9 protein-coding genes, 1 tRNA gene and 1 pseudogene are annotated in these 15,918 nt (G+C 51.5%); 5 read left to right on the top strand and 6 right to left on the bottom strand.

The features are described from left to right. Nucleotides 1–9: 9 nt before the first annotated feature. Complete coding sequence (locus NSU14_RS22350) at nucleotides 10–2,730, top strand: tetratricopeptide repeat protein (RefSeq protein WP_340947368.1); 2,721 nt, start codon at nucleotides 10–12, stop codon at nucleotides 2,728–2,730. Nucleotides 2,731–2,884: 154 nt separating this feature from the next. On the opposite strand, the pseudogene NSU14_RS22355 reads toward NSU14_RS22350, so the two are convergent. Beyond that, nucleotides 2,885–3,067: pseudogene (locus tag NSU14_RS22355) on the bottom strand (alanine--tRNA ligase-related protein); the annotation flags it as partial. Nucleotides 3,068–3,534: 467 nt separating this feature from the next. Between NSU14_RS22355 and NSU14_RS22360 the strand changes: the two are divergent. After that, nucleotides 3,535–3,611 (top strand) — tRNA-Pro (locus NSU14_RS22360). A 386-nt stretch (nucleotides 3,612–3,997) separates the two neighbouring features. Here NSU14_RS22360 and NSU14_RS22365 read toward each other — a convergent pair. Together NSU14_RS22365 and NSU14_RS22370 are read right to left on the bottom strand one after the other, a co-directional pair. After that, nucleotides 3,998–4,705 (bottom strand): DUF421 domain-containing protein, encoded by a 708-nt coding sequence (locus NSU14_RS22365; RefSeq protein WP_042134964.1) that lies wholly within the window; start codon nucleotides 4,703–4,705, stop codon nucleotides 3,998–4,000. 107 nt (nucleotides 4,706–4,812) lie between these two features. Beyond that, entirely contained in the window at nucleotides 4,813–6,231 is a 1,419-nt protein-coding gene (locus NSU14_RS22370; RefSeq protein ID WP_340947369.1) for an MDR family MFS transporter, read from the bottom strand. Between the two features lie 117 nt (nucleotides 6,232–6,348). On the opposite strand from NSU14_RS22370, the gene NSU14_RS22375 reads away from it, so the two are divergent. Continuing rightward, nucleotides 6,349–6,942 (top strand): TetR/AcrR family transcriptional regulator, encoded by a 594-nt coding sequence (locus NSU14_RS22375; protein WP_042134962.1) that lies wholly within the window; start codon nucleotides 6,349–6,351, stop codon nucleotides 6,940–6,942. A gap of 103 nt (nucleotides 6,943–7,045) precedes the next feature. Here NSU14_RS22375 and NSU14_RS22380 read toward each other — a convergent pair whose 3' ends face one another. Further along, entirely contained in the window at nucleotides 7,046–7,462 is a 417-nt protein-coding gene (locus tag NSU14_RS22380; protein ID WP_076242592.1) for a MerR family transcriptional regulator, read from the bottom strand. Nucleotides 7,463–7,553: 91 nt separating this feature from the next. Between NSU14_RS22380 and NSU14_RS22385 the strand changes: the two genes are divergently transcribed. Next, nucleotides 7,554–8,399 (top strand): SDR family oxidoreductase, encoded by an 846-nt coding sequence (locus NSU14_RS22385; RefSeq protein ID WP_039295569.1) that lies wholly within the window; start codon nucleotides 7,554–7,556, stop codon nucleotides 8,397–8,399. Between the two features lie 214 nt (nucleotides 8,400–8,613). After that, entirely contained in the window at nucleotides 8,614–9,591 is a 978-nt protein-coding gene (locus NSU14_RS22390) for a Gfo/Idh/MocA family protein (protein ID WP_076242590.1), read from the top strand. A gap of 115 nt (nucleotides 9,592–9,706) precedes the next feature. Here NSU14_RS22390 and NSU14_RS22395 read toward each other — a convergent pair whose 3' ends face one another. After that, complete coding sequence (locus NSU14_RS22395; RefSeq protein WP_340947370.1) at nucleotides 9,707–13,747, bottom strand: endo-1,4-beta-xylanase; 4,041 nt, start codon at nucleotides 13,745–13,747, stop codon at nucleotides 9,707–9,709. Between the two features lie 647 nt (nucleotides 13,748–14,394). Beyond that, the gene (locus NSU14_RS22400; RefSeq protein WP_042134954.1) at nucleotides 14,395–15,780 is read right to left on the bottom strand and encodes an MATE family efflux transporter; all 1,386 of its coding nucleotides are present in this window, start codon (nucleotides 15,778–15,780) and stop codon (nucleotides 14,395–14,397) included. Nucleotides 15,781–15,918: the final 138 nt, after the last annotated feature.

Consider the following 15,918-nt stretch of genomic DNA (forward strand, 5'->3'; position numbering starts at 1 on the left):
GGAGCTTTCTTGGAAATCAGTAAAAAAGAACTGTCAACGGTCAATGAGATTATTTATAAGAATATGGACCTATGGCTCAAGAAGCTGAACAAACGCATTCACCTCAAGCTATATGCGCTGGTGTATGACAACAATGACAAGCTCACCAAAATCGTTCGTGTCAAAAAAACAGTACCCGCTTCCAATGGTGAGCCTGGCGTTGCCCAGGATATATTCCCGGAGGTGGACTTGCAGACGGTATTTGATGAGCTGCGTATTCTTCCAGCCGATGAAGGCAAACTGCCCGCTACAATTGAGGTCTTAAAGTGCTTTCTGGATAAACAATGCTACAAGTCCCTGGCGGATTACAAACAGAAGAGTGCCGAGGACAAAACAGAGGAAAGCGAGGTCAAGGCGCAGCCAGAGAGTGAAGATACAAGGCTACTCTATGCTAATCATTTTCAATACCTTGGGGCCAAGAATACACAAGTTACGCTTTCTTACCTATTGGAAATAAGGAATGTGGATGCGGTGTCGCGGGAGCTATTCTTCTCCAGGCCTCAGTTCTCGTTCCTCCGGATGTCGCTGGACTATTTCTTCGGTAACTATTTCTCGGTGAATCCCAAAGGAGAAATTACTCTGCAAGACAACAAAATCCAGAGCCGCTTCGATGAGGACCCCCTGCTGTTCAACCGAAGAATGTCACGTTTATTTTTTGGCAAAATGCAGGAGTACATCCTTAGCAATAAATCTGCTGACGTTCCTGAATTCAACAATGACTTAAAGTTTGATTATTCTATACATAGCCTAATGGAACAGATGGACGAAATCTCCAGCCTCCCCTATGAGAATGCAAGCCCGTTCGGCTCCATCCTGTTTCTGAACAGCCAGGCCATCGACTTGCCGGGATTGATCCGCTTCAGCATCCAGTTCAAGGAGACGGGCCGAATTCTGCTGGACGATGCCAAACGTATCCGTAAGCTGCTGGAGCTGACCAATGAGGATAAGGATCTGTATCTCATTGCGGACCATAGGCATATTTACGGACTGGGCGAAGTGAACTGGAACCTGCAGCATAGCACCCTTGCCGTTCGTCTCGATTTCAACGGCTTATCCAAATTAAAGCTGGTTCTGGTTCATACCGAAGCTGAATTGTCCAAAGGCGGGGAACTCATTGTAGAGAATGACAAGCGTTACTACCGTTCAGATCTTGCCATGGTGGAGCAACCGCTGATTTCATTAAGCTCCAAGAATCCCAGACTGGGCGAAGAAGGCTACAGCTCTGAACGGTTCATGAAGCTGCTGGAGAATACGTTCTGGAAGGGGCAGTCCACTGCTGCCCACCAATCCAGCATTAAAGCTCTGGACCTGATTGTCCGAAAGGCCAGGGAACAGAAGCACGGAACTATGGTCGTTATTACAAATCCCGATACGGCCGAGCAGGAGCTTACCACCTTAAGCAAACAATCCACGCCCATTGAGGAAAAAGCAATTCATCCGGATCATGTTAAATTTCTGACAGCGATTGACGGCGCGATCTATTTCGACACCCAAGCCCGGTGCCACGCGCTTGGAGTGATTCTGGACGGCAATGCCAAACCGGACATCGGCGATCCCAGCCGCGGCGCCCGCTTCAACTCGGCCCATCGCTATCTGCATAAGCTTAAGGATAACGGTGACCAGAAATGTGTCATTGCGATCATTTCCGAAGACGGCATGGTTAATCTGATTCCCGAGAATGAGAACGAAGACCTGCTGCTGGCCACTGCCGAAGAGATGATTGACCTCATTAATGTGGATGAGCCGGATCTGAACAAGCTGGAGGCCAAGGGGAAACTGCTGCTGGAATCCAGCATCGTCGATAGTGAGTGGTTGTTTAAGGTGGGGAGAGCTTGCTGGAATGCGGAAATGTATGATAAAGCTTTTGAATTTGCAAATCACGCCGAGGACCAGGCGAAATCGGAATTTATATCCGCATCCAATTATAATCTGATCGGGATTTGCTATTATGCTAAAGCCCATAATCAAGACGATGATCAAGCGAATATGAAGTATTACGAAAAAGTTATTGAGATGTGTGAGAAGGCTGTTGAAAATTCACTTCATGGTAAGAATCGGTACCACATCTATAAGCAAAATATAGGTTTTTCTTGCTATAAATTATTCCAAATATTAAAAAATAACTCGGATGATTATTATGCAATACTGGAAAAAGCCATCTATTCATTAAGTGAGGCGATCGAGGAACGGAAACGCAGATCTCTTGAAAACAGTAAGCAACTATATTTTAGAAGAGCCTATTGTCTTCAGGAACAAGCTGAATCGGAAGAGAGTGAAGTTACTAAAGAAGCCCTATATAGAAAGTCGATTGATGATTACAATCTTTCATTGGAGCTTGAACCCAAAGATCCGGATTCACTCTGGAATAAATTCCTCATCCATGAGTATTTAGTTGAGCTGAATGATGCCGTAGAATGTCTCGCTAGAGTCTTAGTACTTAAAAATGAAGAAATATATATGGAACAATTAGTTGAAATCATAAACAAACAGCCCGATCTGATTCTTGTGGCAAGAGCTGCTTATACCGCGCAAACCGGCAGCGCTTCACTCCCATCGGAATTGGACAAGCTCTACGAAGCCTATCTGGGTAAATTGGAGGCCTTCGATCTAGAAGGTGTGGCAGCTGCCAAGGAGGTGACCTCTCATCCGAAGCCGGATTCGGACGGGGATGAAGAGTTGGATTCAAACTAACGTGCTGCGAGTGCGAAAGGGGCGTTACACCAGAACGGGACTCTTGTCCATTCTGGTGTAACGCCCCTTTGTAGCGCCTATTGTTACAACCTTCTGAATTCTACGCCAGCAGCCGCAGCAGCACGATCCCGCTCAGGGCGAGTACAAGGTCCCGAACCACCCGGCCTTCGAAGTTAGCCTTCAGCGGTGCCATGCCTGCGTTAATCCACAGCAGTGACGGATCGTTGTGCGGCACGAGCGAGGCGCTCGGCTCAATGCGGTGCCCTTTACTCTCGAAAAACTGCAGCCATTTGGAACAGATTTCACTTGCTTTCTTCTTGTACAGCTCCCGTCTCATCATTAGTGCGGCCCTCCGGCCGTAATTCTTGACGTTACCCAAAATCAAAAACAAAAAACGCCCCTGAATGAAATTCAGGGACGATGATTATTGCGGTACAACCCTGGTTTTCGCCTTGTTCCGCAGAATCACGGACTGTAGCAGACGATCGCCTTGCGCGGCTGTTAACGGGTGCCCCCGGCGGGATTGTTCCCCGCACTCCGAAATTAGCTTTCTGCGTTGATTTTTAACATTTCCAGTATATCCAGCGGCTTTGGCACTATCAATCTCGGGCAGGAAAATTGCAGGAAGGGGAGCTGAAACTTATGTAAAAATGATATTTACAGCGCTTACATACGAGCGTATAATTTAATAATATAGCTAGAACATTGCTGAAATGGATACCTAGGGTTTATTGGTGATATGAGAATGCTCAAAGAATTGGAGCAATTGTATTTTATGCATCAGATTCTACTAATTTCAAATGTCGAGACGTAGCTCAGCTTGGTAGAGCGCTTGCTTCGGGAGTAAGAGGCCGCAGGTTCGAATCCTGTCGTCTCGACCATACAGTTAGTGCCGGAACCCTTGATTTATAAGGGTTTTTTGTTTGGACTCTTTATGATCATCCTTTGTATGTTTATGCATGAGTCTTAACCAATTAAGGCAATTACATCTTTTTCTCCACATAAAGGAGTACCTTCAATTCAGGCTGCCAGTTAATTCAGCCAGCCACAAACGAGCAAGTTGAGGCTTTATTGGAGAGAAGGATTATGATAAACAATGCTGTTCATCCTCCATCTGGAAAGCTGAACGGCGTTGTTTATTTTTGATTATTCCGGCAATTGCGAAGCATAACCATAGCATAAATCACGAGGAGCTTGTAAAGGAGCTAAGACGCCACGAAATCAAAGACCAGAACTGGGAACGGAATAATTAGATATGCATATGATGTCACTCTTTATCCAGCGGATTGCGGATATCATCCTTGTAGAAATCGAAAATGAGCTGCTGCTGCGTTCCTCTCACTGCATAGAACACGTCGGAGATATGTTTTCCTTTGCGTCTTAGCTCGTTCTCCAGCCATTGTGCCGTAAGTCCGTAATTCTTCAGATTATCCTCCATTACGATGCCATCCATAATTAATTCCACCGGGAAGGCTTGCGGATGGGACGGCAGCTTCATATCCTTCTTCTGTACTCCCTGAAAGGCCTCCTTTTTCAGGACGGACAACCTTCCGTTATCTTCAAGAATGGCATACTCCACCTCTTCTATATCAAAAATATCTTTCTCCCGCAGCGACTGATCCAGTGAATCCATCGTATATTTAAGCTTGCGCATGTTGCCCTCCAGGATCTTCCCTCCTTCAATCAGTACCGTGGGCGAACCGGAGATCCAAGCTCTCCACTTATGGCTTTTCAGCGCGATCAGCGACAGCAGAAAAGAAAGGGCGGCAACAGCGACAAGGGCCAGAATCAAATAGACCGATTTCAGGCTCTCATTGAACGCCAGGTTGGCGGCTATCGACCCCAGCATGATGCTGGTGACGAAGTTATGAGAAGTCATGTTCGATATCATCTGCTTGCCCAGCAGCTTAGGGATAAACAAAAGCAGAATGACGGAAATTATCGTGCGGACCAGAATATCCATATAAGCATGCATAGCGCAATCCCTCCTCCCTCCATTATTTCCAATACGAACCGAAACAAACGATTTGTACGGGAGGAGACAATGAATTGACCGTAATTATATTGTGACTTAGCCCGGATTTATCTTTTTATTCTCGGCAGAAATGCCGCCGGAATCAGCGCCAGTGTAGCGAAGGCAATCGACCAGATAAACGTATGATCGAACGCAACAGCCATAGCTGCCGGGTCATGGGACAGGACTGAATTAAGCTCGTTCTGCAAAATAATAGCGATAACCGATACGCCAAAGGCGCCGCCGATCTGCTGCATAATACGAGTGGTGCTGCTGGCATGCGGAATTTGCTTCGAAGACAGGCCGATATAGGCCGAAGCCATGACCGGCAGAAAAACAGCCCCTAATCCTGCCCCACGCACGATCAATGCTGCGCTCAAACAGTAATAGCTCGTATCTCCGCTAAGCTGCGTAAGCGGCCATGTTCCAAGTATGGTAAGGAGGGTTCCGGCAAGAACGACGGGTCTCGAACCGATCTGATCCGTTAGTTTGCCGGCAAGTGATCTTGTCAGCAGCATCCCGATTCCTTGCGGAACGAGCAGCAGACCGGATATTAGCACGGATTCGCCGCGGACTTGCTGGAAGTACAGCGGCAGCAGCAGCATCGCCCCGTAAGTAGTCAGACCGGACAGGAATAGCAGTGTCGAGGATACCGTAAAGGGACGCACCCGAAACAGCTTAACATCAAGCAAGGCTTCGTCACCTTTGCGGTATGCATAAATGACAAACACTGCTAAAAGCACTAACCCGGCTATAACGGGAACGAGAACAGCGGCATGACCGTAACCGTGGCTCGAGCTTACCTCTCCTAGACCATAAATAATGAGAATGATAGCTGGGGACAACAGCATCAGTCCCGGCAGATCCAGCCGCAGTGTCCGGGTTCCGCGCTCTTCATTGGGCAATCCCTTCCACGCCATGAGGATGGCAACGATGCAGAGCGGAATATTCACAAAGAAAATCCATCTCCAGCTCAGATGATTGATGATAAGGCCTCCCAGCACTGGCCCGAGTATCGGCCCAAGCAGCGCCGGTAGAGCCACCGTGGCCATTCTTTTGCCCATATTCTGTCCTCCGGAGGCGCGTACGGCCAAGGTCTGCATAATGGGCATCAGCAATCCCCCGCCGATCCCTTGAATGGTACGGAAAAAAATCAGGCTCTCCACATTCCACGCCATGCTGCACAGCACAGAACCGAGCAAGAACATGCCTAGCGAAAATAGCCACATCGGCTTGCCCCCGAACCGCTCCACCGCCCAGCCGCTAATAGGAATGACCATTGCAAGCGCAAGCAGATAACCGGTCATCACCCATTGAATGGTTGACACCGAGGTGTTAAATTCCCGCACCAGTGTATCAATAGCCACATTCGTTATCGTCGTGTCGAATAACGGGGCCAGAATACCAAGCATGAGAATCCACATCAATTTCTTCGCGGCTGCCTGCTGTTCAGCCGATTCAAGCACTGCGGTATCTTGTTTTTGCAAAATAGATTCCCTCCCTTAGATCGAGAAATAAGAAACAAAAAGTTTCTTATTTGCGCTTATGATATACTATCCCCATATGAAACGCAACGAAAATTTCTAAAGGAGTATGAGACCCATATGTCTACTTCTCAACATCAGGATAAATTGAAAAACAGACGCAGAGGCAAAGAGCTGGAAGGGGCTATACTGCAGGCGGTACGGGAAGAATTGCATGAACAAGGCTATTCTAATCTAACGATGGATGGAGTAGCGGAGCGGTCAGGAACAAGCAAAGCCGTGCTGTACCGCCGATGGGCCAACCGTGCTGAGATTGTACTGGCGGCGGTCCGGGAACGCGTGCCTCTGCCGCTGGAGGAGGTACCCGATAACGGGAATTTGAGGGACGATGTGTGCGGTGTGCTCCGGTCCATGAATCAGAACAATATCGAAGTGATGATGAAGGCTTTCTACGGGCTTGTAACGGAAATCGGCGCCATGCCGCTTGCCTCCTTGATATTCCCAGACGGGCGTCAAAACAGGACAATGACGATTGTACTGCAGCGGGCCGTTGAACGGGGAGAGGTATCGGCCGAGTCCGTTACGCCCCGGATGCTTACTTTGCCGGCAGATCTGGCACGCCATGAGCTAATGCTGTATAACAAACCAATGTCCGAGGAGACCATTGCCAATATTGTGGACGAAGTGTTCCTGCCGCTCGTATTAAAGCGTTGATTACCCTATCTAAATAGAAAAACGAGAGGAGATACGCCGCCAATAATTCGCCGTAAATCTCACTCTCGCCTGATTTCAACATACAATTTGATGTCTCCGCCGCTCAATCAGATGAGCCCGCCTGCCAGCTTTTCATCATCTCCTGCGCCTGCTGCGGATCTGTCATGAGCAACGTCCGGTACTCCAGCATCCAGTTCAGGGTATTCAGCATTTGGTCGTATTCTTCCTTCTTGCGTTCGATCTCCCTCTTCTTGCTGCGAATCCAATCTATGATCTGCTGGTTCGTATGCGCATTGGAATCGTGGTCCTGCAGAGCTTCCTTCAGTTCCGCCAGTGAACAGCCGATGGATTGGAACTTCTTGACGAGCTTGAGCCGCTGGACAGCCTCTTCCGAATAGTTGCGGTAATTGTTGCTTTCCCGCCGGACATGCCGTTCATCCAGCAGGCCTTCCTTTTCATAAAAACGGATCGTATGGATCGTGAGTCCCATCTTGTCTGCCAGTTCCTGAATTTTCATCATTATTTCTCCTTTGGACCGCTTGCCCTAGAGTTCACTTCATAGTTTATGCTTAACATGATCAGGCAGTCAACTTATGAAGGAGGATATCATTATGCATGTTTTTGTTACTGGAGCAACGGGGTATATCGGTTCCGCGGTTGTCAAGGAATTGATCAGTGCGGGACATACTGTGACGGGTCTTTGCCGTTCTGAAGAGAAAGCAGCGGGACTAACGGCGGCGGGAGCCACAGCGCTGTACGGTACTCTGGATGATCTAGAGACTCTGAGCAGCGGCGCTGCTGCTGCGGACGGCGTGATTCATCTGGCGTTCACCAATGATTTCTCCGACTTTGAAGGTGCGCTGGCCCTGGATTTGGGGGCCGTTGAAGCTATGGGAGCGGCGCTGGAAGGCTCCGGGAAGCCGTTTATTACCACGGCTCACGCAAATGGACATGCCGTAGATGCTGCAGTGCTCGCAATGGCAGAGCGGGGCATCCGGGCATCCATCGTCTCGCTTGCACCGTCTGTGCACGGCGAAGGCGACCGGGGTTTTGTGCCGATGATGATCGACATCGCCCGGGAGAAGGGCTTCGCCGCCTACATCGGCGACGGAAGTAACCGCTGGCCGGCAGTCCACCGCCTGGATGCGGCGGTGCTGTACCGCCTGGCGCTGGAAGCCGCCCCGGCGGGCTCGCGGCTGCTGGGCGCCGGCGATGAAGGCATTCCGCTCTGCGAGATCGCCGCAGTCATCGGGCGGCAATTGAGTGTGCCGGCGGCCAGCATAACCCCTGAAGAAGCCGCCGCCCACTTCGGCTTCCTTGGTGCTATCGCGGCAATCGACATCACAAGCTTATACAACACTGCGCAGGCAAGCCTGGCAACGCGGGAGCTTCTGGGCTGGCAGCCGGTACAGCCCGGACTGATTGCCGATCTGGAAGAAGGGCATTATTTCGTATAGCTCTGCAACTCTGATTCATAGATACCAGGTGTCCGAGAGAATTGTTGCAGAAACTGCAAGATTTCTCCTGCCAAGCCGCTCGGAGGCGCAAAAATGCTGTCTTTCGTACAACATTTCAGGAATATGGTTGATATAATGAAGAGAATGTTGTATTTAATGCAGGATTTCAAAGCAAAACCCAAAAGCAGGACTAGATGCGGAGGAGGATACTGAGTTGAGCAAAATCATTCACTGGGGCATTATCGGCTGCGGGGATGTAACCGAGGTTAAGAGCGGTCCGGCCTTGCAAAAGGCCGGAGGATCGCAGCTCGCGGCCGTCATGAGGCGCAGCGGAGAACTTGCAGCCGACTATGCGCGGCGGCATGGGGTACCCCGCTGGTACGACGGGGCAGCCGGTCTGATAGCCGACCCTGGCGTGGATGCCGTGTATATCGCTACACCGCCGTCCACCCATATGGAATACACCTTAGCGGCAGCGCAGGCCGGAAAGCCAGTCTATGTGGAGAAGCCCATGGGTCTTAATACGGCGGAATGCGAAGCCATGATTGCTGCCTGCGGGCAGGCGGGGGTTCCGCTGTACGTCGCTTATTACCGCAGAGGGCTTCCGCGCTTCCGCAAGGTTAAGGAGTGGCTGGACACAGGAGCGATCGGTGAACCCCGGTTTGTGCGCACCCTGCATATGACTAAGCCGCTCGCAGCGGTAAGTGTGGAGAATTGGCGGGTGGACCCGGAAATTTCCGGCGGCGGGTTATTGCTGGATGTGGGCAGCCATACGCTGGACCTGCTCGATTTCCTGCTTGGCCCGATTGAAGATGTCAACGGACATGCGTCCAACTTTGGAAGCCCCTACAAACCTGAGGATACCGTATCCGGCAGATACCGCTTTGAGACAGGCGTTCATGGGACGGGCATCTGGTGCTTCAATGCCTTTACTAACGAAGACGTTACTGAAATTATCGGCAGCCGTGGCAGTATCACCTTCTCCACCTTTGCGGAGCAGCCGGTTATTCTCCGGACCAAAAACGGGGAGTACCCTGAATTCATTGCCCACCCGCCCCATATCCAGCAGCCGCTGATCCAGTCCATTGTAGATGAGCTTCTGGGATGCGGCACCGCTCTAAGCACCGGCGATACCGCTATCCGTACCAGCCGCGTGATGGATGAACTTGTACGGAATTACAATGGACGCTGATTGCCGGCATACTTAAAAACAAAAATAAACCTGCAGCATAAACAGCCAGCCTCCGGGAATCCGCCCGGCGGCTGGCTGTTGCTGCGCTCAATCAGAAGAAAATTCTAAGTCCTAATTACAGCTTCCAGATCCGGTACAGAATGACCGCTGCTTCCGCCCGGGTAAGAGTATCGTCCGGGGCAAGCCTGCCGTTCTTACCGTTCACAATTCCATATTTCAGCAGAGCTTCCAGACTGCCCTTGGCGTAAGCGGAGATCCGCTCTGCATCCGCGTAAGCATCCAGAGTTCCGCTGCCTTGTGCCGCTATCCCTGCTGACTTCAGCGCGCGGGCGGCGATCACCATCATCTCCTGACGTGAAATCGTGCTGTCCGGCTTAAAGGTGTTATCTGCATAGCCGGTGACGATGCCGAGCTGCTTCGCGGCTGCAAGCTCCTTGAAATGCTCCGCATTATTCCCGACATCGCTGAATCCAGCACCTGCTTCAGCAGCAGCTTTGAGTTCAAGCACCTTCAGAAGGGATGCGGTGAAATCTGCTCTGCTCACTGGAACCGCCGGGGAGAAATTGCCGCTGGAGGTTCCCAGGACAAGATCACGCGCCGCCATAGCAGCGACAGCCTGCTTAGCCCAAGACAGATTCCCCAGATCCGTGAATGTCAATGGAGCATACGCCGCTGCAAAAGTGCCGAACTCTGATGTCTGGAACACAAGTGATCCGTTCGCCGCATTATAACGGCTGTTCACGACAGCAATCATCTGGCCATCCTCACGGAGCTGGCGCACCAGCAGTGAATCGGGGTAACCCAGCTCTTCCATTGCCGGCTTGTAAGGAATTGAAACAGTTATAGGCATATCCGGGCTGCTCCAGGCCATCTCCCGGCCTCCGGCCGACAACTTCAGCTCCACTACCGGACGACTGCCGGTCAGACTGCGGGCTGCCGCATCCGGACTGGCCGCCGGGGACTCTTTTACATGAATGGAGATGTATTCACTGTTTGCTGTAATGCCAGCCAGTTGCCCGCCTGGGATTGCGAGCGTTGCAGGGCCTGTCTTGATCACAAGCACGAAGTTCGCCTGCCCCTTCAGGCTTTGCAGCGGCAGTTCAACTTCGTATGAGGCTGCACCCGTCTGCTTCGGCAGGTCGATCACGATTTGTTTCATGCCGTCTGCTGCCGGGACTGCCTGCTCCAGCGCTTTGCGCAGAATATCGCCCGTAACCGTGGCCTTTGCCTCTCCTCCCTGATTCTTGATTTCCGGTCTGATCGTAACCACGCCGTCCTTACTCTCAAGATTCACAGGCTTCGGTGTAGGTGTGCTATTGACATAGTTTGTTCCGCCAGATACCGGTGCCGGGGTTGGTGTAGCTGTTGGTGTTGGTTCTGCTGTTGGTTCCGCAGTTGGTTGTGTCGTTGCTGCTGGTGTCGGCGTTGGTGCCGTTGTCTGTTCCGGCTCTTCATCCCTGCTCTTGAGAGTCAATATGCCGTACACAGACGTGTCCTGATAACCGTTCCCGGTGGTATCATTCCAGGCGGCAACACTTTGCCGGACGCCGCTCTTGGCATCGTTAATCTGAGTGTCGAAGCCGACCTTGGTGCCGCCGGCCGGGGTGATTTTTTTGAACGGAATCTTCATTTCAAGGGTATAGCTTGTTCCGGCTACCTTGGTTGCCGACTCGAAGCCTGCACTGATGGCTGCCGGACTGAAGGAGGCTTCATTGTCATAATTGACCCGGAACTGTCCGTCATCGTCCTGATAGAAGGTGGTACGGCCCAGATTCTCATCCAGGAAGACCTCAACCGAGTCTTGCTCCCACGCATTCGCGTTACTCTTGTCCAGCTGGGCATCGCTGACCTGGACCAGTACATATAGATTCTGTTCATCCCACAGAGTACGCGCGGTTCCGCTTGCACCCTGCCAGGCCAGCTGATACCGGTTCACTGCCATCTCAGGCGCTGAGGACCAGATTTCATCCGCTGTTCCGTCAATGACCGGTGTGCCGTAAACGGCCTCAGACACATTAGCCTCTGTCGTGTTCGGTTGATGCTCTGACATATATTTTGCCGGATCAATGACGCCGTAATATGCCGGTTTGGCCTGCAAATCCCTGTCAAACAACAGCGGACTTGAGACAGCTCTCCAGCTGGTACGGTCATCCATTCCCCAGAAGGTAACGCGCTCGATATTGGCGGCATGTGCCTTGTAGAGATCCATCAATTTCGCATACAGATAGCCCTGGTCGACCAATTCCTTCTCCGTTTGCTTATTGTCGCTTCCGGCTTGAATATCGAGCTCGGTAATGCTGACCTCTACCCCAAGCGAGATGAATTTCTCCAGCGACAGCTTGACGTTATCGGGATTCGTGTTGATATTGTAATGTGCCTGCATCCCCACACCGTCAATCAGCAGCTTCCCGGGGTTAGTAAGCGCGTACCTGTCGTTGATTTCCTTGACCATACTGTAGATGGCCTGGGCTTTGTTCTGGTTATCATCGTTGTAATCATTGTAATACAGCTTGATATCCCACTCTGGATGATCGTCCAGCACCTCTCTGGCCGCCAGGAAAGCCTGCTCTACATAGTCCGCACCGATGGCATCATACCAGTGGGATTGACGCAGAGCCCCTTGCCAGTTGGACGGGTTGGACGGGTTATCATTCATTGCTTCATTAACTACATCCCAGGAGATCACCCTGCCCTCAAAATGCTCCATAACCTCCCGGATATGAGTTCTAAGATTGGTGAGTGCTTCGGCACGTCCCAGAGGAACGGTATTGCCTGCCGCATCCGTGGTCAGGTTCATCCAGTCAGGCGACTGCTGGTACCATACCAGCACATGCCCGTGCATCTTCATCCCTTCCGCCAGCACCTTGTTCACCATCGCATCTGCCGCTGTAAAAGTGAAATTCCCCTTAGTCGGCTGCAGCGCATCCGGCTTCATGGCATTGCCTGCGGTAGCAACGTTGTGATGCAGCTTCAGCAGATCCAGCCGGACACCTTCCAGATCCTCGGCTGAAATCGCGTTACCGATCAGGAAGTCATTCTGATAGGCTGCTTTTAGAGGAACCAGATCCCTTTGAATATCCACCGGGCCGGTGCCTGTATGCTCAAAAGTGATATCGTCGATATAAAAGGAGGCTGCTGTGTTGTTGGAGCTTTCAATATAAAGGGTCAGATATTCGCCGCCCACACTGTTATAGCGGTAGCTGCCCTCAAATTTCACCCAGCCGTCAGCAGTGCTGATCGTCTTGGGGGACAGGGCCACATAACTCGCACCACTGTCATTGCCCACCTGCGTAGACAACTGGAGCTGCGAGCTGGCAGGATCGATCAGCTTGACCCAGGCAGAGATGTTGTATTCGCTGCCCTTATCCACGTATTTCTCCACACGCAGGGAAGGCCCGTGCCAGGTAGAGGTTCTGCCTTCCACCTTCAGCGCGTAGGAACCATCAGCCGTATGATTCTCTTCACCGGTTACAGTAAGCAGCTCGGTTCCCGCTCTGCCGGTGAAGCCGCCTGCCGTCTGGTCTTCAAAGGTGATCGTATTGAATGGTAAAGCCGGGTCCCGGACAGGTTCTTCCCCGCCGCCTGGAGTGCCCTCTTCAGTGAACAGAATATCTCCAAGATAAAATGGCACTGCGGCCCCGGCCTCGTTAGAATTGATGCGCAAGCCATAATCCTTCTTGTCGGGGTCCACGGCACCGGTATCCACAGTGAATGTTTTCTTCAGTGTGACTGATTGGCCTGCCACATAGGGTACTGCCGTATAATTCCCATAGCTTTTCACCGTCTGGAGCGCCGCCGCCGCATCGTCCGGGACCGCTACATTAGCGTCAACGTAGACGACAGCAGTGACGGTGTATGTGTGCCCGTTCTTGAGGCCGACATCCGAGAATTTGAAATCAACCGCATCCCAGTTATTTACCCGGTTGTTTACGTATAACGCTGCTCCATCGGCATTTCCGTCAAAAGGAACTCCCGTGACTGCACTGAGGCTGGCGCCTCCGGATTGGACTGCCTTGCCTGTGCCGCCCGCAAAGCTTTCGTGGTATACCTTGGCCGGGGCCTCTGCTGCCTGAGCAGCCGGAATATACCCGCCTGCCGGAAGAAGCAGGACGGCTGCAAGTAATACGAGAGAGACTTGCTTGATTATTCGCTTCATGTATTGCACTCCTCTGTATGAATTTGGGTTTCTTTTGAGTTAAGCGCTTACAGTTATGTGAAAGCTGCCCCCCTTCTCAACCCAAATCGTAGCATAATGCAAAAAAAGCGTCTTACCCGAAACTAAAGATTGTACCGTGCTTTTTATAGTTCATTTCACTGGAGTGTCAGAACTAAGAAGCACCTGTCTGCCACTTTATAAGCCGGATGCTATAGAGGCCGGATTAATAGCAGTTGGATTTACTACACTTGCTGATGAGCGAATGTCCCCCTGCTTAATCAGCAGTTGAATAAACAGCACTTAAATCACTCCATTTCATCCAAAGTAGTGAAAACTACCCCTATTAGATGTTGTTTTTCCACTTGCTTCCGCACATCGCTCAGAAATTGACGAATTAAGATACGTTTTTCCACTTGCTGGCCTGAAGAAGCCACTCCTCACTCCTACCGGAGAACACTTGGACAGCCCGACGCGGCTCGACATCATATCGCGCCAGCCTTCACTTCATTACACCACGTGCAGGGAATCTGCACGCGATACAAAAAACGCAGAGCAGCGCCACTTAATAACGGGCAACGCTGCTCTGTTGTCTTACATTTATGGGAAAACTACTTACGGGACAGCCTTTAGATCAGCAGCCACAGCGTTCATATCAGCTTATGCGCAAACCATTTGTCGCCTCTGAAGCGCCATAGAAACACAAATCCCCGGACGGCCCACTCGCAGTTCATCGCCAGCCAGACCCCCAGCACACCGTAGCCTAGGACGATCCCGAGAATGTAACCGAATACGACCCGGAACAGCCACATCGACAGCATGGAGGTGATAGAGGTGAAGCGGGAATCCCCCGCTGCCCGCAGCGCGGACGGCAGAATGAAGCTGACCGCCCACAGCGGAATCTGGGCAATAGCATTCACCAGCAGGACTACAAACAAGTCGTCAATGATCTCAGGAGGCGGAGAGAAGATTGACACCAGCGGATGGAACAGCGGCATCAGGAGCAGGGCGACCAAGGCATACGAGGCTGAACCGATCCAGAGGAAGGACTTGATGAATTTTCTGGCATCTGCCACATCCCCCCGCCCGATGCTTTGGCCGACCACCGTCACGATCGTCAGAGACAACGCACTGGCCGGTATCTGAAACACCATCGCCAGCGAGCCGGCAATAGCATTGGTCGCAATCGCATAGGTGCCCATACTAACAATAAAAATCTGGGTCAGCAGCTTGCCGCCATTGAAGAACATCTGCTCAGCTGCAAATGGAACGCCGATGAACATAATTCTGCGCAGCATAGAGACCGGAACATGGAACAGGTCGCGGACCCGCACACGCAGTACCGTGTCAATCTTGAACAGGTACACCAGGGCAAAGATCATGCCCGCATACCGCGCAATATTGACCGCCAGCGTCATCCCCAGCACACCCATGTGCAGCAGGTTAATGAAGACTACGTTCAGGAGTACGTACAGCAGATTCATGATCAGCGACAGCATCAGCGAAGCCCGCGTCCTGCCGACGCCGCGCAGCGCACCGCACACCGCCTGAACCACGGCGATCCCCAGATAAGAAATACTGCTGCCGATCATGTAGATCCGGGCATTATCCAGCACATCGGCGGAAGCTGTTCCGAACAGCAGGTTCAGTATCGGCGTGTGGAAGCCCATGAGCAGAAGTCCGATTCCCACGGCGATCAGCGATACCGAGGTAACCGAACCCGCCGTAGCCTGGGATACCATCCGGTCGTTGCCGCTGCCTTTGTACTGCGCAACGACCACTGTCCCGCCGGTAGCAATGGCAACGAATACGTTGATCAGGAATATATTCAGTGAATCTACCATATTCACCGCACTGACCGCCGCCATGCCGGATGAGCTGATCATCGCAGTGTTTACCAGATTAAGCCCGATGATGAAAGCCTGGTCAATCAGGATCGGAATAAATAAAGCTACAATTTGCCGGTAATCCATCCCTTCCCCGGAAAGGTACTTCTCCAGCCATTTTTTGGCCGGCAGTCGAGCCTGAAGCTGCATAAATATATCACATTCTTTTCTGTAGAATAATTGCGAGCAGACAGTACATTCCTTCCAGTTTACTACAAATCCAGCTTCACGTCTGTGACCAGTGAGAAAAACCGGCACACAAAAAAGCAATAAATCCGCAATTCTCCA

The organism is Paenibacillus sp. FSL R10-2771, from assembly GCF_038000205.1.
Taxonomy (GTDB): domain Bacteria; phylum Bacillota; class Bacilli; order Paenibacillales; family Paenibacillaceae; genus Paenibacillus_AQ; species Paenibacillus_AQ phytohabitans.